Annotated in this window: 19 protein-coding genes and 2 tRNA genes; 7 read left to right on the forward strand and 14 right to left on the reverse strand. The window is 64.1% G+C overall.

Features of this window, described 5'->3' with window-relative positions:
- Window positions 1-169 precede the first annotated feature (169 nt).
- Genes CXQ89_RS11550 through CXQ89_RS11560 form a run of 3 tightly spaced genes read right to left on the reverse strand, consistent with a single transcriptional unit; the run spans window position 170 to window position 1,967 of the window.
- Window positions 170-928: an SDR family oxidoreductase gene (locus CXQ89_RS11550; RefSeq protein WP_104161307.1), complete on the reverse strand. Its 759-nt coding sequence runs from the start codon at window positions 926-928 to the stop codon at window positions 170-172.
- Window positions 929-980: 52 nt separating this feature from the next.
- Entirely contained in the window at window positions 981-1,544 is a 564-nt protein-coding gene (locus tag CXQ89_RS11555; RefSeq protein WP_104161308.1) for an NUDIX hydrolase, read from the reverse strand.
- 39 nt (window positions 1,545-1,583) lie between these two features.
- Window positions 1,584-1,967 carry a DUF488 domain-containing protein gene (locus tag CXQ89_RS11560; protein ID WP_104161309.1) on the reverse strand — a complete coding sequence of 128 codons (384 nt, stop codon included), beginning with the start codon at window positions 1,965-1,967 and terminating at the stop codon, window positions 1,584-1,586.
- Between the two features lie 113 nt (window positions 1,968-2,080).
- On the opposite strand from CXQ89_RS11560, the gene valS reads away from it, so the two are divergent.
- Window positions 2,081-4,723, forward strand: coding sequence for a valine--tRNA ligase (gene valS / locus CXQ89_RS11565; RefSeq protein WP_104161310.1), 2,643 nt, complete (start codon window positions 2,081-2,083; stop codon window positions 4,721-4,723).
- A 79-nt stretch (window positions 4,724-4,802) separates the two neighbouring features.
- Here the strand turns inward: valS and CXQ89_RS11570 are convergent, their stop codons facing one another.
- From CXQ89_RS11570 to CXQ89_RS11595, 6 genes are all read right to left on the reverse strand, one after another.
- Entirely contained in the window at window positions 4,803-5,420 is a 618-nt protein-coding gene (locus tag CXQ89_RS11570; protein WP_374952980.1) for a DsbA family protein, read from the reverse strand.
- Between the two features lie 85 nt (window positions 5,421-5,505).
- Window positions 5,506-6,798, reverse strand: coding sequence for an ATP-dependent Clp protease ATP-binding subunit ClpX (gene clpX, locus CXQ89_RS11575; protein ID WP_104053905.1), 1,293 nt, complete (start codon window positions 6,796-6,798; stop codon window positions 5,506-5,508).
- A gap of 164 nt (window positions 6,799-6,962) precedes the next feature.
- Window positions 6,963-7,634, reverse strand: coding sequence for an ATP-dependent Clp protease proteolytic subunit (locus CXQ89_RS11580; RefSeq protein WP_104053904.1), 672 nt, complete (start codon window positions 7,632-7,634; stop codon window positions 6,963-6,965).
- A 48-nt stretch (window positions 7,635-7,682) separates the two neighbouring features.
- On the reverse strand, window positions 7,683-8,303 hold the full coding sequence (locus CXQ89_RS11585) for an ATP-dependent Clp protease proteolytic subunit (protein WP_104054784.1): 621 nt from the start codon (window positions 8,301-8,303) through the stop codon (window positions 7,683-7,685).
- A gap of 304 nt (window positions 8,304-8,607) precedes the next feature.
- Entirely contained in the window at window positions 8,608-9,987 is a 1,380-nt protein-coding gene (gene tig / locus CXQ89_RS11590; protein WP_104161311.1) for a trigger factor, read from the reverse strand.
- 56 nt (window positions 9,988-10,043) lie between these two features.
- A tRNA-Pro gene (locus CXQ89_RS11595) sits at window positions 10,044-10,117 on the reverse strand.
- Between the two features lie 140 nt (window positions 10,118-10,257).
- Between CXQ89_RS11595 and CXQ89_RS11600 the strand changes: the two genes are divergently transcribed.
- Both CXQ89_RS11600 and CXQ89_RS11605 read left to right on the forward strand, forming a co-directional pair.
- Window positions 10,258-10,328 (forward strand) — tRNA-Gly (locus tag CXQ89_RS11600).
- A gap of 198 nt (window positions 10,329-10,526) precedes the next feature.
- Window positions 10,527-12,290, forward strand: coding sequence for an NTF2-like N-terminal transpeptidase domain-containing protein (locus tag CXQ89_RS11605; RefSeq protein WP_104161312.1), 1,764 nt, complete (start codon window positions 10,527-10,529; stop codon window positions 12,288-12,290).
- A gap of 149 nt (window positions 12,291-12,439) precedes the next feature.
- Here CXQ89_RS11605 and CXQ89_RS11610 read toward each other — a convergent pair whose 3' ends face one another.
- Both CXQ89_RS11610 and CXQ89_RS11615 read right to left on the reverse strand, forming a co-directional pair.
- Window positions 12,440-13,327 carry an Fpg/Nei family DNA glycosylase gene (locus tag CXQ89_RS11610; protein ID WP_104161313.1) on the reverse strand — a complete coding sequence of 296 codons (888 nt, stop codon included), beginning with the start codon at window positions 13,325-13,327 and terminating at the stop codon, window positions 12,440-12,442.
- Window positions 13,327-13,803: a ribose-5-phosphate isomerase gene (locus tag CXQ89_RS11615; protein WP_104053900.1), complete on the reverse strand. Its 477-nt coding sequence runs from the start codon at window positions 13,801-13,803 to the stop codon at window positions 13,327-13,329. The genes CXQ89_RS11610 and CXQ89_RS11615 overlap by 1 nt, the downstream gene beginning before the upstream one ends.
- Window positions 13,804-14,079: 276 nt before the next feature.
- Between CXQ89_RS11615 and pepN the strand changes: the two genes are divergently transcribed.
- Window positions 14,080-16,632: an aminopeptidase N gene (pepN, locus tag CXQ89_RS11620; protein WP_104161314.1), complete on the forward strand. Its 2,553-nt coding sequence runs from the start codon at window positions 14,080-14,082 to the stop codon at window positions 16,630-16,632.
- Between the two features lie 113 nt (window positions 16,633-16,745).
- Window positions 16,746-17,222, forward strand: coding sequence for an OsmC family protein (locus CXQ89_RS11625; RefSeq protein WP_104161315.1), 477 nt, complete (start codon window positions 16,746-16,748; stop codon window positions 17,220-17,222).
- Window positions 17,223-17,284: 62 nt separating this feature from the next.
- On the opposite strand, the gene CXQ89_RS11630 is transcribed toward CXQ89_RS11625, so the two are convergent.
- Window positions 17,285-18,301 (reverse strand): NAD-dependent epimerase/dehydratase family protein, encoded by a 1,017-nt coding sequence (locus CXQ89_RS11630; RefSeq protein ID WP_104161316.1) that lies wholly within the window; start codon window positions 18,299-18,301, stop codon window positions 17,285-17,287.
- Between the two features lie 96 nt (window positions 18,302-18,397).
- On the opposite strand from CXQ89_RS11630, the gene CXQ89_RS11635 reads away from it, so the two are divergent.
- Window positions 18,398-19,150, forward strand: a complete 753-nt coding sequence (locus tag CXQ89_RS11635) for a mechanosensitive ion channel family protein (RefSeq protein WP_258060058.1) — start codon at window positions 18,398-18,400, stop codon at window positions 19,148-19,150.
- 26 nt (window positions 19,151-19,176) lie between these two features.
- Window positions 19,177-19,590 carry a globin gene (locus CXQ89_RS11640; protein ID WP_104054782.1) on the forward strand — a complete coding sequence of 138 codons (414 nt, stop codon included), beginning with the start codon at window positions 19,177-19,179 and terminating at the stop codon, window positions 19,588-19,590.
- A 21-nt stretch (window positions 19,591-19,611) separates the two neighbouring features.
- Here CXQ89_RS11640 and CXQ89_RS11645 read toward each other — a convergent pair whose 3' ends face one another.
- Complete coding sequence (locus tag CXQ89_RS11645; RefSeq protein ID WP_104053896.1) at window positions 19,612-20,298, reverse strand: hypothetical protein; 687 nt, start codon at window positions 20,296-20,298, stop codon at window positions 19,612-19,614.
- A complete protein-coding gene (locus CXQ89_RS11650; RefSeq protein WP_104161317.1) occupies window positions 20,295-20,810 on the reverse strand; it encodes a thioesterase family protein in 516 nt (171 codons plus the stop codon). Before CXQ89_RS11650 ends, CXQ89_RS11645 begins: the two co-directional genes overlap by 4 nt.
- Between the last annotated feature and the right edge of the window lie 103 nt (window positions 20,811-20,913).

Below are 20,913 nucleotides of genomic sequence, written 5' to 3' on the forward strand. Positions count from 1 at the left end.
CTGTGACGGGCTTACCCGTCCGGTTCTACTGGGCACACGATCATTCCAAAGTATCTGGAAAGGGGTACGGCGCCGTTCTTCCGGAAGCTCACCGGTGATGGCCGGGTCAAAGCTGCTTCCGCCAGTTTAGGCCACACCCCCGGGGTTGTCGAAGTTGGGGCTGTGGACGTTAGGCCTGGGCCGGCTGACGGCGGATGACCTTGTGGTTGGCGGCCTGGGCGACGGGGCGCAGCACCACCTTGTCCAAATTGATGTGGTGCGGCAGGTTCAGGGAGTATGCCATGACGTCGGCGACGTCCTCTGCGGTGAGGGGTTTCTCCACTCCCGCGTAGACCTTCTCCGCTGCCTCCTTGTCGCCGAGCCGGTTCAGGGAGAACTCCTCGGTCTTGACCATTCCCGGCAGGATCTCGATGACGCGGACGTTGTTCTCTGCTTCTTCCAGACGCAATGTTTCGGCGAGCGCCTGCTCAGCGGACTTGGCAGCGCAGTATCCGCCGCCGCCTTCATAGGAGGCGAGCGCCGCGGTGGAGGTCAGCATCAGGACAGAGCCTTGACCGGAAGCACGCAGCGCGGGCAGGAAGGCCTGGGTGACGCGAAGCGCCCCGAGCACGTTGACGTTGTACATGGCTTCCCAGTCGCCAAGCTTTCCGGTTGCCACGGAGTCCACTCCCCAGGCTCCGCCGGCATTGTTGATCACGGCGTCCACTCCCCCGGTCGCCAGCACCTCTTCGGCCATCCGGGCCACGGATTCACCGTTGGTCACGTCGGCCGTGATTGCCTGTGCACCGGTCTCGGCGGCGAGCGCCTGAAGCCTGTCTCCGCGGCGGGCGACGGCCACCACGTCCCAGCCCGAGTTTCGCAGGGCCCGTACAGCCGCCGCTCCAATGCCTGAACTTGCTCCGGTAACTACTGCGCGCTTGGGTGTCATGGCACCACCCTAGCGACTTCCCCTCCCGGGCCGGCTTCTGTGTTGCGGTGTTTCAGTGTTGCGGTGTTGAGGTGTCCAGGTGGGGCAGTGACATGGCCGTGCGCCGGACGTGTTCCAAACGGGCATCGAAACCAGCAGGTACGTGAGCCGGCAATGCGGAAACCGGGAACCAGCGGACGTCTTCGCTTTCATCGCTGACCGAAATGACGACGTCGGGGCTAACAACCGCGGCGTATCCCACATCCCAGTGCGCTGAGCAGGAGAAGCCCCCGTGCAGATCATGCCGGTCAAGGTCCATGATGGCGGAGCTCAGCAGGTTCAGGTCACTGATTCCGGATTCCTCCCGGGCCTCCCGTTGGGCGGCTTTCGCCACTGTTGCGTCCTGCGGCTCAAGGTGCCCGCCGAACTGCACCCAGAACTGCCCCTTGCGGTGGAAACACAGCAGAACACGATCGAAGTTCGGCGAAAACACAAAACACGAGCCCGTCACATGTTCCGGACCCCCGTCCCGGCGCAGGGCAGCATCCCCGGCCGTGGTCACGAACCGCAGATATTCTTCCCGCGGCTCCGATTCCGGAAGTGCCCTGAGGCTGGTCAACAGATCATCAAGACGCATGCTGCTATCTTGCCGCACCAGGCCGCGAAGACTTGAATGTCATGGCCCGGCCGGGCCGGTCAGGCCGAGCAGGTATTCGCGGAGCACCACGGCCTCGTTCTCCGTCTCCGAGCGCGCCCCGTAGAGCAGCACGGTGTCCGGCCGGGAAGCGCAGTCCCGGGAGAAGTCCGGAACCTCCGGGTTCGCGGCAAGCTCCTCCCGGTACCGTTCCTGGAATCCGGTCCAGCGGTCTTCCCGGTGCCCGAACCACTTGCGCAGGTCATTGCTGGGGGCCAGGTCCTTGAGCCACTCATCCAGTTCCGCCCGGGCCTTCGAAACCCCGCGCGGCCAGAGCCTGTCCACCAGGACCCGGTAGCCGCCGTCGGGCGTTTCATAGATGCGGCGGATGCGGATCGACGCCGGCTTCTCCTGAAGCGTTGCCATACCCCGGATGCTACGGCCGCAGGCCCGGCTCCGAACAGGGCTTCCGACCGGCGGCGCCGGCAGGCAGCCGCAACAGTCCCCGTGCCGCGCTGCCCGCATGAAAGAATGGCAGTATGGCTGAAAACTTTCCGGGCACAGACACGCCCGACAATGAACCCAAGACCGTATCCGTCCCCGACAAGCCCGCCCTTGAGGGGCTGGAAGCAACACTGAGCCGCCGCTGGCGTGATGAGGGTACGTACGCGTTCAACGAAGACACGGTCCGCGAGGACGTCTACTCGATCGACACTCCCCCGCCCACGGCCTCCGGCTCGCTGCACGTGGGGCACATGTTCTCCTACACGCAGACCGACGTCATGGCGCGTTACCAGCGCATGACCGGCAAAAACGTCTTCTACCCCATGGGCTGGGATGACAACGGCCTGCCCACCGAACGCCGGGTGCAGAACTACTACGGTGTCCGCTGCGATCCTACAAAGCCGTACGATCCCGATTACCGGCCGCCGGCAACCGCGCCGAAGAACCAGCGCGATTTCGATGTCATCTCCCGCCGGAACTTCATCGAGCTGTGCGAAGAGCTGGCGGTCGAGGACGAGAAGGTCTTCGAGGACCTCTTCTCCACCCTGGGCCTGTCCGTTGACTGGACCCGCACTTACCGCACCATCGATGACAACTCCCGCGCCGTCAGCCAGCGCGCCTTCCTGGAGAACCTCAAGGCCGGAGACGCCTACATGTCCGAGGCCCCCACCCTGTGGGACGTCACCTTCCGCACCGCTGTGGCCCAGGCCGAGGTGGAGGACCGCGAACAGGCCGGCGCCTACCACCGCATCAGCTTCCATGCGCCCGACGGCGAAAAGGTTTTCATCGAGACCACCCGCCCCGAGCTGCTTCCGGCCTGTGTGGCGCTGGTGGCCCACCCCGACGACGAGCGCTACCAGCGCTTGTTCGGCACCAAGGTCACCTCCCCGCTGTTCGACGTCGAAGTTGAGGTCCGGGCACATCCGCTGGCCAAGCCTGACAAGGGTTCGGGCATCGCCATGATCTGCACCTTCGGCGACCAGACGGACGTCACCTGGTGGCGCGAGCTGAACCTTCCCACCCGCGCCGTCGTCGGCCGGGACGGCCGTCTGCTTGCTGATACCCCGGACTGGATCACCACGGACAAGGCGAAGGAAAACTACGCCGCCGTCGCCGCCAAGACTGTCTTCAGCGCCAAGGAAGCCGTCGTGGAAATGCTGCGCGAAAGCGGCGACCTCGAAGGCGAACCGAAGAAGATCACCCACCCGGTCAACTTCTTTGAAAAGGGCGACAAGCCCCTTGAGGTTGTCACCAGCCGCCAGTGGTACATCCGCAACGGCGGCCGCGACGAGGACCGCCGCGCGTCCCTCATTGCCCGCGGCAGGGAAATCGACTTCCACCCGTCCTTCATGCGCTCACGCTATGAAAACTGGATCGAAGGCCTGAACGGTGACTGGCTGGTCTCACGCCAGCGCTTCTTCGGCGTTCCGGTTCCGGTCTGGTATCCCCTGGATGCCTCCGGCAACCCGGACTACGACAACCCCGTGCTGCCGTCCTCGGAGCAGCTGCCCGTGGACCCGGCCGCCGAACCGGCTCCGGGCTACGAGGAATCCCAGCGCAATCAGCCGGGCGGTTTCGTGGGCGACGCCGATGTCCTGGACACCTGGGCTACGTCCTCCCTGACCCCGCAGATTGTGGGCGGCTGGAGCCGGGACGAGGACCTGTTCAGCAAGGTCTTCCCGTTTGACCTGCGTCCGCAGGGCCACGACATCATCCGCACCTGGCTGTTCTCCTCCGTGGTGCGCGCCGATGCCCTGAACCACGCCGCACCGTGGAAGCACGCCGCCATCTCCGGCTGGATCCTGGACCCGGACCGCAAGAAGATGTCCAAGTCCAAGGGCAACGTGGTGGTTCCCACCGACGTGCTCAACGACTACGGATCCGACGCCGTGCGCTACTGGGCGGCCTCCGCCAAGCTGGGCGCGGACACGGCCTACGAGATTGCGCAGATGAAGATTGGCCGCCGCCTGGCCATCAAGCTGCTCAACGCCTCGAAGTTCGTCCTGAACCTGGGTGCCACCGAGGCAAACGTCGTCACGGCGGACACCTCGGTGATCACCAACGCCCTGGACTCCGCCCTGTTGAAGCAGCTGGCCGAGGTGGTCAATGCTTCCACCGCGGCGTTTGAGCGCTACGACTATGCCAAGGCACTGCAGCTGACCGAGTCCTTCTTCTGGTCCTTTACGGATGACTATGTGGAGCTGATCAAGGACCGCGCCTACGGTGCCGCCGGCGCAGCAGAGCAGGCTTCGGTGTTGGCTACCCTGGCCACCACGCTGGATGCGCTGCTGCGCCTGTTCGCCCCGTTCCTGCCCTTCGCCACCGAAGAGGTTTGGGGCTGGTGGCGTCACGGCTCGGTGCACCGCGCCCCGTGGCCGAACGTTGACGCGCTGTCCTCCGCAGTGGCAACGGCCGACGCCGGCATCCTGGCTACCGTTGCCACCGCCCTGGGCGGCATCCGCAAGGCCAAGTCCGAGGCGAAGGTCAAGCAGCGTACCGAGGTCCTCACAGCCACGGTGACGGCGTCCGAGGCGCAGGTGGCGCAGCTGCAGGCCGGCCTCGCCGATCTGAAGGCAGCGGGCAATGTCCGCGAGCTCTCGCTGGCCACGGGCGAAGGTGAACTCGCCGTATCCGGCGTCGAGCTGGCGCCGGTGGAACCGGCTCCAGCGGCCGAATAACAGACACAGCACAGAATAAAACAGAACGCCCGGCCGGAAATCTCCGGCCGGGCGTTCTGTTTGCTGGAAGCAAAAGCAGTTAGTCGAACTGCGGGCTTTCGGTGCGGCTGCGCTTGAGTTCAAAGAAGGCGGGGTTTTCAGCCAGCATTACGGCGCCGTCGAACATCCGGCCCGCTTCCTCGCCGCGCGGTATGCGCGTCAGGACCGGCCCGAAGAAGGCGGTGCCGTTGAAAGCAACAATGGGGGTTCCGACGTCGTCGCCCACCTTGGAGATGCCTTCCTGGTGCGAGGCACGAAGCTGGGTGTCGTACTCATCGCTGTCGGCAAACCGCGCCAGATCGGCCGGGAGGCCAACCTCGTCGAGGGACTCGCGGATGACTGCGTCGAGATCATCATTGCCGCCGATGTGGATCCGGGTGCCCATGGCGTCGTAGAGCGGCTTGATGTACTTGTCGCCGTGGAGCTCGGAGGCGGCAATGATGACGCGTACCGGCTTGATGGCCGCCTTCATGCGCTCCATGTAGTCCTCGGGCAGGTCCCGTCCTTCATTCAGGAGGGACAGGCTCATCACGTGCCAGTCGGTGCTGACGTCGCGGACCTGCTCCACTTCACCCATCCAGCGGGACGTGACCCACGCGAACGGACAGATCGGGTCGAACCAAAAATCGGCTTTTGCTGCAGAATCGGGCAGGCTCACGAAATTCTCCTTCAGGGCATTGCGGACCCGCGGCGAAAATCGCGGGTTGCTGGGAACAGCATTGGTTAGTCGTGCAAACCCGCGGTCAGGCTGATTTGTTCCGGCGTTTGGTGGCAACTGCCTGCGAAATCAGTGTGGGTTCGGCCTTTTGCGTCACCACTTCTTCGGTGATGACCACTGTGGCGACGTCGTCGCGGCTGGGCAGGTCAAACATGACCGGCAACAGGACTTCTTCCAGGATGGCGCGCAGCCCGCGCGCACCGGTGCCGCGGGACAGCGCTGCGTCCGCAACGGCGTCCAGGGCGGCAGGTTCGAAGGTGAGCTCAACGCCGTCAAGCTGGAACATTTTCTGGAACTGCTTGATGAGCGCGTTCTTCGGCTCGGTGAGGATCCGGATCAGTGCCTCCCGGTCCAGGTTCGAGACCGTGGTGATCACCGGGAGCCGGCCGATGAACTCCGGGATCAGGCCGAACTTCAGCAAATCCTCGGGCATGACGTCGGCGTACGAGTCGGCTTCCTTGGCGTTCTCATTCAGCGGTGCACCAAAGCCGATTCCCTTGCGGCCGGACCGTGACCCGATGATCTCCTCCAACCCGGCAAAGGCGCCGGCAACAATGAAGAGGACATTGGTGGTGTCGATCTGGATGAACTCCTGATGCGGATGCTTGCGTCCTCCCTGCGGGGGAACCGAGGCAACCGTGCCTTCCAGAATTTTCAGCAGGGCCTGCTGCACGCCCTCGCCGGATACATCGCGCGTAATCGAGGGGTTTTCGCTTTTGCGCGAGATCTTGTCGATCTCGTCAATGTAGATGATGCCCTGCTCGGCCTTCTTGACGTCATAGTCTGCGGCTTGGATGAGCTTGAGCAGGATGTTCTCGACGTCCTCCCCCACGTAGCCGGCTTCGGTCAGTGCGGTGGCGTCGGCGACGGCGAAAGGTACGTTCAGACGGCGTGCCAGGGTCTGTGCCAGATAAGTCTTGCCGCAGCCGGTGGGACCGATCAGCAGGATGTTGGACTTGCCGATTTCCACGTCATCGGAGACCACGGCGTCAGACAGATTGCCTGTGTTGCGCGGTGCGTGGCCGGACTGGATGCGCTTGTAATGGTTGTAAACGGCGACGGCGAGGGAACGCTTGGCCGGTTCCTGGCCAATCACGTACTCCTGCAGTGAATCGAAGATCTCCCGCGGCTTGGGCAGTTCGAAGGAGCCGAGGTCAGCTACCTCGGAGAGCTCTTCTTCGATGATCTCGTTGCAGAGATCAATGCACTCGTCGCAGATGTAGACTCCGGGACCGGCAATAAGCTTGCGGACCTGTTTCTGGCTCTTTCCACAGAAAGAGCACTTGAGCAGATCCGTGCTCTCACCAATGCGAGCCATAGTTCAGTCCCCTTAGATGGTCCATCGTTAATTCAGTGCCGGCAGTCGTCCCGAGGGGGACAGCGAAGCCGGTCAGCATGTTCCACTCTAGGACACTTGGTTCAGTGATACAGCAACCGAAAGACCCGCGGTGCGATATTTCGCGCCGCGGGCCTTCCTGAGGCTTACATCCGGTTGATGGCCGGAGTCTTGATCTTGCGGGAGTCAAGCACCTGGTCAATCAGTCCGTATTCGAGGGCGCCGGCGGCCGTGAGAATCTTGTCACGCTCGATGTCACGGTTGACTTCCTCCGACGTGTGGTTGGAGTGAAGCGCCAGGGTGTCTTCCAGCCATGTCCGCATGCGCATGACTTCAGCTGCCTGGATTTCCAGGTCCGAAGCCTGTCCACGCTCGCCTCCGCCCAGTGCCGGCTGGTGGATGAGCACGCGGGCGTTGGGCAGAGCGAGGCGCTTGCCCGGCGTGCCAGCTGCCAGAAGGACAGCTGCGGCGCTGGCCGCCTGGCCCAGGCAAACCGTCTGGATTTCAGGGCGGATGTACTGCATGGTGTCGTAAATGGCCGTCATGGCCGTGAACGAACCGCCCGGAGAGTTGATGTACAGGGTGATGTCGCGGTCCGGGTCATTGGACTCAAGGACCAGCAGCTGGGCCATGACGTCGTCAGCAGATGCGTCGTCGACCTGGACGCCCAGGAAGATGATGCGGTCCTCGAACAGCTTGGTGTAGGGGTCCTGGCGCTTGAAGCCGTACGGCGTGCGCTCTTCGAACTGCGGCAGTACGTAGCGGCTGGACGGCATCTGCGGCGCCGATCCGCCTGCGGTTCCGAAATTCATGTTCATTGCTTTGCTCCTGAAGTCTAAGAAAAGTGCGCTGGAAGAGAGGAAGGGTTAGTCCTCGGCCGGAGCCGCGCCCTTGTCCTGATCCGTTCCGCCGCCGCCGGTGACGCCGCCCGCATGTGCGGAGATCTTGTCAAAGAACCCGTATTCCAGTGCTTCCTGGGCCGTGAACCACTTGTCACGGTCATTGTCCTTCAGGATGGTCTCCACGGTCTGGCCGGTCTGTTCGGCGGTCAGTTCCGCCATGACCTGCTTCATGTGGAGGATCAGTTCAGCCTGAATCCGGATGTCGGAAGCGGTGCCGCCGATGCCGCCGGAGGGCTGGTGCATGAGGATGCGGGCGTGGGGGGTGGCGTAGCGCTTGCCCTTGGTGCCGGAGGACAGCAGGAACTGTCCCATGGACGCTGCCAGGCCGGTTGCCACGGTGACTACGTCATTGGGGATGAACTGCATGGTGTCGTAGATGGCCATGCCGGCCGTCACTGACCCGCCGGGAGAGTTGATGTAGAGGAAGATGTCCTTTTCGGGATCCTCAGCGGAGAGAAGCAGAAGCTGGGAGCAGATGGCGTTGGCGTTGTCATCGCGGACTTCCGAGCCCAACCAGATGATCCGCTCACGCAGCAGACGATTGTAGATGTAGTCGTCCCGGCTGGCCGGGTCCACCGTTGCCATTGTGGGTGTGTTGGGTGCAATTGCCATACTGAGTGACCTCTCGCTCTGGCGGGGTACAGAACCGCTAACCGCGTCAGCTGGTCCCGCCGTTTATCTCTCCTAGGACCCTAACCTGTTGCGCGTGTGATCTGCTTGCGTTTCGCGGGCTGTTCGCTGACGGCGCACGATGCCGGTCACAGCTCGGGGCGGGGCGGATCACAGCACCGCGGGCGGCCGGGGGCGCTTAAACGCAAATGCGCCGCCTGCCCTTCCGGGCGGACGGCGCATTGCAATGACCGGAGGTCATGCGCTGCTGTTGGGCAGGCTATGCCTTGTCGTCGCTCTTGGACTCTTCGGCAACCTCGGCCTCGGGAGCTTCGGCTTCGGCTTCTGCAACCGGTGCTTCTTCGCCTGCGGGGCGAACGAACTCGGTCAGGTCGATCTCATTGCCGGCGGTGTCGGTGACCTTGGCCAGCTCGAGAACCTTGGCCAGCGCCTTACGACGGCGGACTTCGCCAACCATCATGGGAACCTGGCCGCTCTGGTCGATCAGCTGTGCGAACTGGTTCGGATCCATGCCGTACTGGCCTGCTGCGGAAACGATGTAGTCAATCAGCTCGTTCTGGCTGACGCCCACCTCTTCCTTGTCGGCAACGGCGTCAAGGATGATCTCGTTCTTGAAGGCGGCGGCCGTGTTCTCGCGAACTTCTGCGCGGTGCTCTTCGGTGTCGTGATCCTCGCCCTGGGACTGGGCGCTCTCAGAGTTGAAGTGCTGTTCCAGCTGATCTTCGATGACGGATTCCGGAACCGGAACCTCGATCATTTCCAGCAGCTTCTCCAGAACCTTGTCGCGGGCTTCAACGCCCTGCTCCATGAGCTTGGACTCTGCAGCACGCTTGGTCAGGTCTTCGCGCAGCTCTTCGATGGTGTCGAATTCGCTGGCCAGCTGGGCAAAGTCGTCGTCGGCCTCGGGGAGCTCGCGCTCCTTGACTGCCTTGACCGTCACCGTGATGGTGGCGTCTTCGCCGGCGTGCTCGCCGCCGGCCAGCTTGGTTTCAAAGGTGGCGGACTCGTCAGCGGACAGACCGGCGACTGCTTCATCCATGCCCTCGAGCATGGTGCCGGCGCCAACCTGGTAGGACAGGTCCGCAGCGGAGTCGACCTCTTCGCCGTCGACCTTGGCTACGAGATCCATGGTGAGGAAGTCGCCTTCGGCAGCGGGACGGTCCACGGACTTCAGCGTGCCGAAGCGGCCGCGCAGTTCATCCAGCGCCTTGGTGACGTCATCGTCGGAGGCTTCAGCAGGCTCAACCGTAACCTCGAGGCCGGCGTAATCCGGGAGCTCGATTTCGGGGCGGATGTCCAGCTCAACGTTGAAGACCAGCTGGCCTTCGTCGGTGGCGGGATCCGGAACTTCGCTGATCTCAACCTCGGGGCGGCTCAGCGGACGGATGCCCGTTTCCTGCACGGCACCCTGGTAGAAACCGTTCAGACCATCATTGATGGCTGTTTCCAGGACGTAGCCGCGGCCAACGCGCTGGTCGATGAGCCTGTTGGGGACCTTGCCCTTGCGGAAGCCAGGCACCTGCACCTGGGTGGCGATGGTCTTGTAGGCCTCGTCGATGCTCGGCTTCAGTTCCTCAAACGGAACTTCGACGACGAGCTTTACCCGCGTGGGTGTGAGGTTTTCTACAGCGCTCTTCACAGCGTAGTTCTCCTGAGGTTTCTGGGGATTGGGTCTGCACCATGTGTACTACAGAGTCGGGGTGACAGGATTTGAACCTGCGACTTCCTGCTCCCAAAGCAGGCGCTCTTCCAAGCTGAGCTACACCCCGTCAGTGCACCTGACAGCCTACCGGCAGAAACCGCCCTGTGCACAATTGGAGTGAGCCCGGCCTTGCAGCAGGCCTGTTCTTCGGCGGGATTACCGAACAGCGGAATTCCCGTGCTAAGGTAAAACCTGCCTTAGGGCGCCGGGGATGTAGCTCAATGGTAGAGCCTCAGTCTTCCAAACTGATTACGCGGGTTCGATTCCCGTCATCCCCTCAGTAAATATAACCGGCAGCTGCCGGCTTCGAAAGGGTCCTGCACTATTGTGCGGGGCCCTTTTTTGTTTGCCTTCACGAACCACGGGCAGGCGGGCGTTCATGGACGGCTTGTCCGGAAACGGCTGATAAGGTCCCCGCAAGAGCAATTCGGAGCTTTCCCCGTTCCTTTTTCCCTGCGCGCAACTATCCTTCCGGCATGGGGAAGAACCGCCTGACAGCCGCCATCCTTGTTTTCTCGTTCCTGGGCCTTCCGCTGGCCGGATGTTCCGATGAAGAGCGCCCCGGACCGGAAGAAGCCGTCGCCTCGCTGGCGGACGGGATCTCCCGCGTGGACGTCACCGGAAACGAGTTCGCCGGTTCAACCGTCGAGGCCGTGAACGGCATGCTTGAGTACGTGGTCTCCGGCATGAAGATTAAACCTTCCGTCACAGTGTCAAAAATCGACGAAGTCTCAGCCAACGAGGCCGTTGCCACCTTGAACTACGTGTGGGACGTCAACGCGTCAACGGAGGACTACACCTACCAGACCACTGTGACGCTGGAGCGCGGAAGTGACACCGGCTGGCAGACCCGTTTCCGTTCCACCACGGTGCATCCGGACCTTCTTCCGTGGCAAAGGCTGGTGCGCAAGGCATCCCCGCCCACGCGGGCGGACATTCTGGGCGCCGGCGGGTCCGTGCTGGTGCGCCACTGGCCTGTTTGGCAGGTGGTCCTGGACAAGTCAGTGCTGGGCGAAAATGAGTACGCCGCTTCGGTCTATTACCTATCTCTCTTCCTCGATCTGGATGCGGACGCACTCACGGCAAAAGTCCAGGCCGCCGGGCCCGATGATTTCGTTGAAGTCACTACCGTGCGCCAGGACAAGGTGTCGCCGTCCTTCGATTCCGAGATCGCAACCATTCCCGGCGCCGATGCCCTTCCGGAAAGGCGGGTACTGGGTCCCAGCCCCGGCTTTGCGGCAGACCTGTTGGGGACGGTGGGGCCCGCAACAGATGAAATGGCCGCTGACGGCCTGCTGGCTCCGGGGGACCTCACCGGGCTCTCCGGGCTCCAGCGTGAATACGATTCCCAGCTCAGGGGCTCAGACGCGGTGACGGTTCGTGTCCTGAACGCGGACAACACTCTTTCCCCGCCTCTTTTTGAAGCACCGGCGGAACCCGGCGTGGCCCTGGAAACCACCCTTGACCTGGGGATCCAGTCCCAGGCAGATGCCCTCCTTGCCGACACACCCGGTGGCTCGCTGGTGGCAATCCAGCCCTCCACCGGCAATGTCCTGGCCGTCGCCAATTCATCCGGAGGCAAGGGGACCCAGACTGCCTTGCTGGGCGAATACTCCCTGGGCCGTTCGTTCCTCCCGGTTACCGAGCTGGCCCGGCTCCGTGCCGGCGCACCGGGAGGAACCGAAGAACCTGACATTCCCGCTGACGCGGACCTGGCGGCAGCGTCTCAGAGCCTGGGGCTGGGCACAGCCGAGGGTCTGGGAACGCCGGCGTTCTACGGCGGAGCCGAGCAGACAGTGGCCGCGGACGTTCCGGGAACGGTACTCGCTTCACCCTTCGCCGTGGCAGCCGTGGCGGCCTCTGTGGGCAGGGGCGAAAGGGTCTCTCCCGTGCTGGTCCTTAACCCCGGGGCCCGGCAGGACTCCGGGGACGGAGAGGCTGAGCCCCCCTCATCCGCCGGCGCCCCGGCCCTGTTCGCCGACGAGGCGGAACAGCTGCAGTCGATTCTGCGTGCCAATGTGGCCGGCGTACGTGCCTCGGAGGAGTTGGAGGTCCTGGGATACGTCTCCGGCAAACCTGTCATGGCGGCGGCAGGCACCGCGGGGACCGGCGGTGAGAAGCCCGACCACGCCTGGGTGGCGGCCATCCAGGGCGATCTCGCCGTCGCCGTCTTCCTGCCCGGCAGCTCCGCTGACGCAGTGGCGGTGACAGCGGCGTTCCTTGAGGCCCTGGCGGGCTAGCGGCAGGACGGGCCCGGGTAGCGGGCTGATGCCGTAGGGGTCCCACCAAAACTCCCACCGGGAACAACTACCGATCCAACCGCCCCTTCCGTGGGATGAAAACGGTCTCTACGCACAGGATAAAAACGGAGAACGGGAGGAGTTTAGCTTCAGCGTTCCTGACAGCTCAGGCACCAATAGAGCTTTCGGGCGCCCATCTCCGTACCGGCAACAGGCGTCCCGCATCGGCGGCACGGCAATCCGGTCCGCTGATAAACGTAGTGGGCATCAGCCCGGGGCACCGGCAGAGCGTCGCTGGCCCGATCCGCAGGCAGGGTGGTGATAATCCTGCCCTCGGCAACGCCATCGCGCATAACGGACACAATGTCGGCCCACAGGTCCGCTGCTTCGTCCGCCGCCACATCCCGGCCCAGCCGGAAGGGCGAGATCCGCTGCCGGAAGAGCACTTCGGCCCGGTAGACGTTGCCTACCCCGGCAAGGATTTCCTGGTTCATCAGCAGCAGGCCCACCGGAGAACCCCTCCCCCGCAGCCGCGCGGCAAACTCCGCACCGTCAGCGTCGTCCTGGAGCGGGTCGGGTCCCAAGCGGGCGACGACGGCCGCACGCTCGGCTTCGGTGATTACCTCGCAGGCAGTGGGGCCGCGAAGATCGGCCCAGCCGTGCTCCGACACCAGCCGCACGCGGACAGCACCCTTGGGAGGGGGCGGACCCGCATAGCTGCCGCCATCGTCGTCGGACGCGATCTCCCGCTCCCCCACTTTCCGCGGGGCCCCAATACTGGAGGCGCCGAGGAAGCTGGAGTCGCCGCCAAAGTCGAACGCGCCGTACAGCCCAAGGTGGACGCGCAGGTACAGGTCATTGTCGAAGCCCAGGAACAGCTGCTTGCCGTGCGCCGCAGCGCCCGCCAGAACATGTCCGTCCAGCCGTTGCGCACCAGCCGCGAATCGTCCCTGCGGGCTGGATACTTCCAGCCGGTGGCCGGCAAACACCGAGGTGAACTGCCGGGCCAGCCGGTGGATGGAATGCCCCTCAGGCATCAGGAATCCGCGATGGTACCGGTGGTCTCGTACTCGGCAATCTTCGCGATGCGGCGGTTGTGCCGCTCGGCGTTGCTGTAGGGCTCGGCGAGGAAGGCTTCAATGATTTCAGTGGCTTCCTCAACCGTGTGCTGGCGGCCGCCCACCGCGACCACGTTCGCGTCATTGTGTTCGCGGGCAAGCTTGGCCGTGGACAGGTTCCACGCGAGCGCGGCACGGACGCCGCGGACCTTGTTGGCTGCAATCTGCTCGCCGTTGCCGGAACCGCCCAGCACGATTCCCAGTGCATCAATACCGCTCTGCTGGTCAACCACCACGGCCTCGGCTGCGGCAATGCAGAACGCGGGGTAATCATCTTCGGCGTCGTAAACCTGCGGGCCGTGGTCTACCATCTCGTAGCCCTTGCCGCGTAGGTGGGCCAGAAGGTGGGCACTGAGTTCCATGCCCGCGTGGTCGGTTGCAATATGGACGCGCATGTTCCATCCGTTTTCTGTGAGGGGAAATCCTGCCCTTCCAGCCTAGCCCGTGATCGCCGGGCACAAATAATGCTCGGCGGTCTGCGTCATGGTGTGCCCGCACCCGAAAAACTGCACTCTTTCGCCGGAAATCCGCGGTTCCTTTCCACCCCGGGCGTTAACCAGTGAGACAATGTTGCAATTGTTATAAGCCGTCAGGCCGAGTTCCGTCAGGCTGAGTTATGGCGACGGCGGACTCCACTTCGCACATATTGGAAAGGCAACACCTTGCCAGGTATGAATCTCACGCGCTCAGAAGCCCGTGAACGAGCAGAACTGATCAGCGTCGATTCCTATGACGTGAACCTGGACCTCACCCGCGGGGACGAGGTCTTCGGCAGCACCACCGTGGTTCGGTTCTCCGCGCGGCAGGGCGCCTCTACGTTTATCGATGCGGTGACCGCCACCGTCAGCCGTGTCACCCTGAACGGCGTTGACCTGGACCCCGCCGAGGTGTCCGACGGCGTCCGCATCCAACTGCCGAACCTTGCCGCCACCAATGAACTCGTGGTGGAAGCCGACGCCTTCTACATGAACACGGGCGAAGGACTGCACCGCTTCGTGGACCCGGTGGACAACGAGGTGTACCTCTACTCCCAGTTTGAGGTCCCGGATTCCCGCCGGATGTTCACCGCCTTTGAACAGCCTGACCTGAAGGCCACGTTCCGCTTCACCGTCACGGCGCCCTCGCACTGGGATGTCATCTCCAACTCCCCCACCCCGGAACCGGTGCCCGCGGGTTCGCTGGAAGAAGGCGGCAAGAACGCCACGTGGTCCTTTGAACCGACCCCCCGCATTTCCTCGTACATCACTGCGCTGATCGCCGGACCGTACCAGTCAGTGCGCAGTGAACTCACGAGCTCCGACGGCCGGGTAATTCCGCTGGGTGTGTTTGCCCGCAAGTCCCTCATGCAGCACCTCGACGCGGAGAATGTTTTCAAGCTGACCCGGCAGGGCTTCGAGTTCTACGAAGCACAGTTCGGCACGCCGTACCCGTTTGAGAAGTATGACCAGCTGTTCGTCCCGGAATTCAACGCAGGAGCCATGGAGAACGCCGGAGCCGTTACCTTCCTGGAAAGCTATGTCTTCCGCTCCCGCGTGCCCGATGCCACGGTGGAGCGCCGTGCCATCACCATCCTGCACGAGCTGGCGCACATGTGGTTCGGCGACCTGGTCACCATGCGCTGGTGGAACGACCTGTGGCTGAACGAGTCCTTTGCTGAATTCATGTCCACCCTCGCTGCCGCCGACGCCACTGAGTTCAAGCAGTCCTGGACCACGTTCGCCTCCATGGAAAAGGCCTGGGCCTACCGCCAGGACCAGCTGCCCACCACCCACCCGATCGTTGCCGAAATCCGCGACCTCGAAGACGTGCAGGTGAACTTCGACGGCATCACCTATGCGAAGGGCGCCTCCGTGCTCAAGCAGCTGGTCGCCTGGGTTGGCCAGGACCAGTTCATGGCCGGTGTCCGCCAGTACTTCGGCAAGCACGCGTGGGGCAACACCGAGCTCAAGGACCTGCTCTCGGAGCTGGAAGCTGCCAGCGGCCGCGACCTGAAGCAGTGGTCCGAGCTGTGGCTCGAGACCGCTGGCGTCAACACCCTGCGTCCCGAGCTGGAAGTGGACGACGACGGCGTGATCACCTCGTTCGCGGTTCTCCAGAGCGCCGTGGCCGAGTACCCGACGCTGCGCCCGCACCGGCTCGCCATTGGTTTCTACGACAGCGGCGAGGACGGAAAGCTGCACCGCACCCACCGGGTGGAGCTGGACGTCGACGGCGAACGCACCGACGTTGCCGAGCTCGTGGGACGGCAGCGTCCGGACCTTCTGCTGCTGAACGACGACGACCTGGCCTACGCGAAGATCCGCCTGGATCCGAAGTCCGAGCACACCGCCGTCCGGCGCCTGCGGGACATTGCGGAGTCGCTGCCCCGCACTTTGGTGTGGGCCTCAGCCTGGGACGCTGCGCGCGACGGCGAGATCCCGGCCCGCAACTACGTGGAACTGGTGCTGCAGAACATCGGCTCCGAGTCCGACTCTTCGGTGGTCCAGGTGCTGCTGCGCCAGCTCGCCACCACCCTGGCCTTCTACGTGGCGCCGGCAGACCGGGAGGCCATGACGGCCGCCGCGGCGGACAGCCTGTGGGAGCTGGCGGCCGCGGCAGCACCCGGTTCGGATTCCCAGCTGCAGTTCGTGAAGTCCTTTGCCGGACATGCGGTGACGGATGAGCACCTGGACACGCTGGCCGGACTGCTTTCCGGGGACCGGACGCTGGAGGGCCTGCAGATTGATGCCGACCTGCGCTGGGAACTGCTCACCGGCCTGGTGGCCGGCGGCCGCCTGGGCGAAGCGGACATCGCAGCGGAGGCTGAGAAGGACGCCACCGCCACCGGCCAGCTCGCTGCCGCCATGGCCCGTGCCGCAATCCCCACCGCTGAAGCAAAGGCTGCAGCGTGGGAAGCCATTGTGGAGCGCACCGACATGCCCAACGCAGCCCAGCGTTCGGCGATTGTTGGCTTCAGCCGCGTGCACGACTCAGCGCTGCTGGAACCCTACGCGGAGAAGTACTTCTCGTCGGTTCGTGAGGTCTGGAATACCCGGACCCATGAAATTGCCCAGCAGATCGTCACGGGACTGTACCCGTCCCGGCTGACGACTCAGGCCACTGTTGACGCAACGGACGCGTTCCTGGAGTCTCTGGGCGACGAAGCTCCCTCGCTGCGCCGGCTCATCCTGGAAAGCCGTGACGGCGTGGTCCGTGCCCTGAAGGCCCAGGCTGCGGACAAGTAACACCCGACAGGCCAGCTAACACAACGGCGGTGTCCCGGCGAAACCCGGGACACCGCCGTCGTCAACTGTCGTCAATTTCAGCGAGCCACACCAGAAACGGGATGCCAGGACCCATGAACCTTTCCGAACACCGGTACACCGTCTCCCTTGAGTGGACGGGAAACCGGGGCAGCGGCACCTCCACTTACCGCGGCTACGGCCGCGACCACATCATCCGCGCCTCCGGTCTGCCGGATCTGGCCGGCACTGCAGATCCCACCTTCCACGGCGACCGGGACCGGTGGAACCCGGAACAGCTGCTGCTCACGGCGCTCTCTCAGTGCCACATGCTTTCCTACCTGCATGTTGCGGTGAAGCACGGGATCACCGTGGTGGCCTATACCGACGACGCCGAGGGCACCCTGCGGCTGAACCGCGACGGAAGCGGTGAGTTCACCGGTGCCGTGCTCCGTCCCCGGGTCACCGTTGCCGTGGGCGACTCGGCTCATGCCGCCCAAGAGCTGCACGCGGAGGCCAACCGGCTATGTTTCATCGCCCGGAGCGTAAACTTTCCGGTGCTGCACGAGCCCGAGACCGCCGTCGCCGGCTGAAACCGCACTGCCTGAAACTGCACTGCCTGCTACTCCCGGCCTGCCTGCTACTGCCGGCCTTGCTACAGGCCGGTGGAGCCCAATGCATCCAAAGCGGCCAGCAGGGACGTTTCGCGGGCAGCAGACAGCCCGGATTTGCGCTCCCGGTGCAGTCCCCTGGCTTCCTCATCGGTGAGGACATCGCGGACGGTGTGTTCAACGGGCCGCAGCTCTAGCCCGGCGGCCACGGCGGCAGCATTCGAGCGGGTGGAGAAGCCTTCGTAGCCTTCCGGCATCCACAACGGCAGGGACTCGTTTCCGGCCCAATAAGCCACTCCCTGCTCATGCAGCCACTGCGGATCCGCTGTGCGGAAGCTTCCGTGGTAGCCCGCCGCAGCCGTGGACAGCGTCAGAAGCTCTCCGAAGGGAACGGAGGGCCCCATCGTGTTGTACGTGCCGGTCCGGTTGTCCTCAGCTCCCGTCACCAGCCACAGCGCCAGGTCGCGGACGTCAATGGTTTGCGTCATGGTCTCGGCCATGTCGGGGATCAGGACCGGGCTGCGTTCCTGGGCCACCCGGGCGGGCCAGTAGCCAAACCGGTCGCTTTCGTCCTCGGGACCGGCGATCAGACCGGGTCTTGTCACCAGCACGTTCCCCGGACCCAAGTCCCACACCAGTTCTTCGCAGGCAACCTTGCCGGCACCGTATTCATTGTCGGCGGGGTCCGGAAACACTCCGTCGACGGGCTTCAACGCTGGAACAAGTGCGGCATTCTCGTCTTCTCCCGGGGTGTCGTTGGAGGCGTACACCGAGGCGGTGGACACCAGCGACCAGTGGCTGCTGCGTCCTGACAGTGCGGCCAGGGCTTCCTGAACCTGCTGCGGCTTGCGGGCGACGTCGATCACTGCGTCCCAAACGCCGTCGAGCTCCTCGTAGGCGGACGCGCCTGCGTCCCGATCCGCTCGAACAAAGTCCGCACCGGTGACGGGCGGCCCGGATTCTCCCCGGGCCAGACAGGTCACATCATGACCGCGGGCAACGGCCTGCCGGGCAACTTCACGGGACAGGAATCGGGTTCCACCAAGAATAAGGATGCGCATGTTGGGAGCCTATCCCGGTAGCCTTGTTTGTGCCCGCAGCTTGGTTGCCAACACGGCAGAGAAGCTCCATCACACGAAAGGGACGGTACCCGTCCGTTGCTGACCGCCGCAGAAATCGACACCCCATCCGTCCCCATTGAGGACTTTGACTGGTCCGGGCTGATCCAGGCAGGGTTCATTATCCTGACCGGCCTGCTGCTCTGGACGGCAGCACGGTTCCTGATCAACCGCGTGGTCCAGCGCGCACAGAAGGGGTATGCGCTCTTCAGCTCATCGAAGCTGAAATGGGCCCAGCCCGTCATGCGCACCCTGGACAGGAAACGCCGCGCCCAGCGTGCAGACACCATCGGCGCACTGCTGCGCAGCGCCGTGAGCCTGTTCATTTGGACCACCGTGATCATCATGGTGCTCAAGGCCGTCGGCATCGACGTTGCCCCCTTGATTGCCAGCGTCGGAATTGTCGGCATCACCCTCGGTTTTGGTGCCCGCGAGCTGATCCGCGATGCCCTGGCCGGATTCTTCATTACCATCGAGGACCAGTACGGCATCGGCGATGTGATTGAAGTGGGCGACACCATCGGCACCGTGCAGTCAGTGGGCATCCGCATCACCCGCATGGTCGATGACCGCGGCGTGATCTGGTATATCCGCAACGGCGAGCTGGCCAAGGTGGGCAACCGCTCGCAGGGGAATTACCGTGAGCCCCAGGAGGTTCCCGGAGAGGGCCCCGCAGGCAACGTTGCTTCCGGAAACATTGCCGCGGGCAACGATGCTGCGGCTCCCGCCGAAGCTGCGCCTGCCGCGGCGCCGGCCGCACCTGCCGATTCGACCAAGGGGAAAAACCTGTGAGCACACCGTCAGAGAACCGTCCTTCCATGCCGCTGTCCGTACAGCCTGCCTTTACGCAGCCTGGCTACACGGAGAACTTCTACGAGGCTGTGGGCGGACATCCAACCTTCGTCAAACTGGTTGACGTCTTCTATGACGGTGTTGCCGAGGACCCGCTGATGCGGCCGATGTACCCCGAAGAAGACCTGACCGCAGCGAAGGAGCGTCTGCGGGGATTCCTGGAGCAGTATTGGGGCGGGCCGAAGACCTACTCGGAGCAGCGCGGACATCCGCGGCTGCGGATGAGGCACATGCCCTTTACCGTCACTCCCCAGGCCCGCGACGCGTGGCTAAAGCACATGCGCGACGCCGTCGACGCCTTGGACCTCTCTCCGCTGCACGAAGCGACGCTGTGGGACTACCTGGAGCGCGCCGCACACTCCATGGTCAATTCCGCTTAGGGCAGGCGCGTTCAGCCGTACTTAGGACAGGACAGCTGCCGATCGGATCAGCACGTGGCCCCGGGGCATGCTCAGCCGGATCCAGCGGCCGCAGCGGAACACCGCTGCGGCCCCGTCCGATCCGGCCGGTAAGAAGCCCAGCGTCAGCGCAGCAAACGCCGCACCGGCCGGGACGGGCGCGGAAACGTCCGGCAGTTGCTGTCCCCAGACCGCCCCGCGTGCAGTCTGGACCACCGGCGCTCCCGAGCTGGCGGGAACCAGTGCAGCAACTTCCCTGATGCCGCGGTGCGCGGCCTGTTCCAACGCTTTGAACGGAATATCCTCGCTGCGCTCCCATCCGCTGCGCGGCGCCCCGACACCGGTCCAGCTTTCCGTAACCGTCATGGGCGGCACCGGCAGTACCGTCTCGGTCTCCCCCATTCGGGCCAGCCGGTCCGCGACTGAGGCCAGGGATACGGCAGTATCAAGCCGTGCCTCGGCAGCGAGCGGCATCGTCCGCATCCCAAGGACGGTGGGGGTGTCCTCTCCCAGTGCACGCGGCCGGAGAACGCAAACGTAGGCAGCCAGCACGGATCCCACTGCTTGAAGCCGCACGGCGCCGTCCTCTGCTGCCCTGGCGCGCACGACGAATGTCCTCAGATCGGCTGTGACCTGGGGGTCTGCGAGGACCAGTTCAGTGGCCGCCGGCAGTGAGGAGGGTCCGGTCATCGGTTTGCTCCGGCGGACGCGGACATCCCGTTGCCGGCGTTGGCCGGCCTGCTCCTCCGGAAAGGCACGGGGTCCCCGCGCCAGCTCTCCAACACCCGGATCTGCAGATCGGACAGGGCTGTGGGACGGCCGGTTTCCGCGTCAGCCATCACCAGTGTGCATTCAGCGAGAGCGTAGACCGTGCCGTCGTCGTCGGCGATGCGGAAGCCGTACGTGAGGCTGGAACCGCCGACTCCGGTCACCCAGACCTCAACCCATACGGGCTCCTGCCGGTACACCATGGGGGCTCGGTATTCGATTTCCTGATGTGCCACCAGCGTCATCCCGGTTCGGGAGGTCACTGATCGGAAGGTCGCGGCAGGTTCGGCCGGGCTAAGTTCCTCACCAAGCGGCAGGAGACTCAGGCGTACCCGTGCCTCTTCCAGGAACTGGACAAAACGCACGTTGTTCACGTGTCCGTTGGAATCCTCGTCGCCGAAGCGCAGCTGGATGGGAAAGCGATTCATAGGCATGACCCCATCCTCTCAAACGAGGCGGACACCTGCGCATTCCTGCTCCGGCTTGGGTGTGGCCGGACGGTGCGTCTAATCTCGAAGGGGGCCTCCGCGATTTTTC

Origin of the sequence: Arthrobacter sp. ZGTC212, assembly GCF_002929255.1 — a bacterium.
Classification (GTDB): domain Bacteria; phylum Actinomycetota; class Actinomycetes; order Actinomycetales; family Micrococcaceae; genus Arthrobacter_B; species Arthrobacter_B sunyaminii.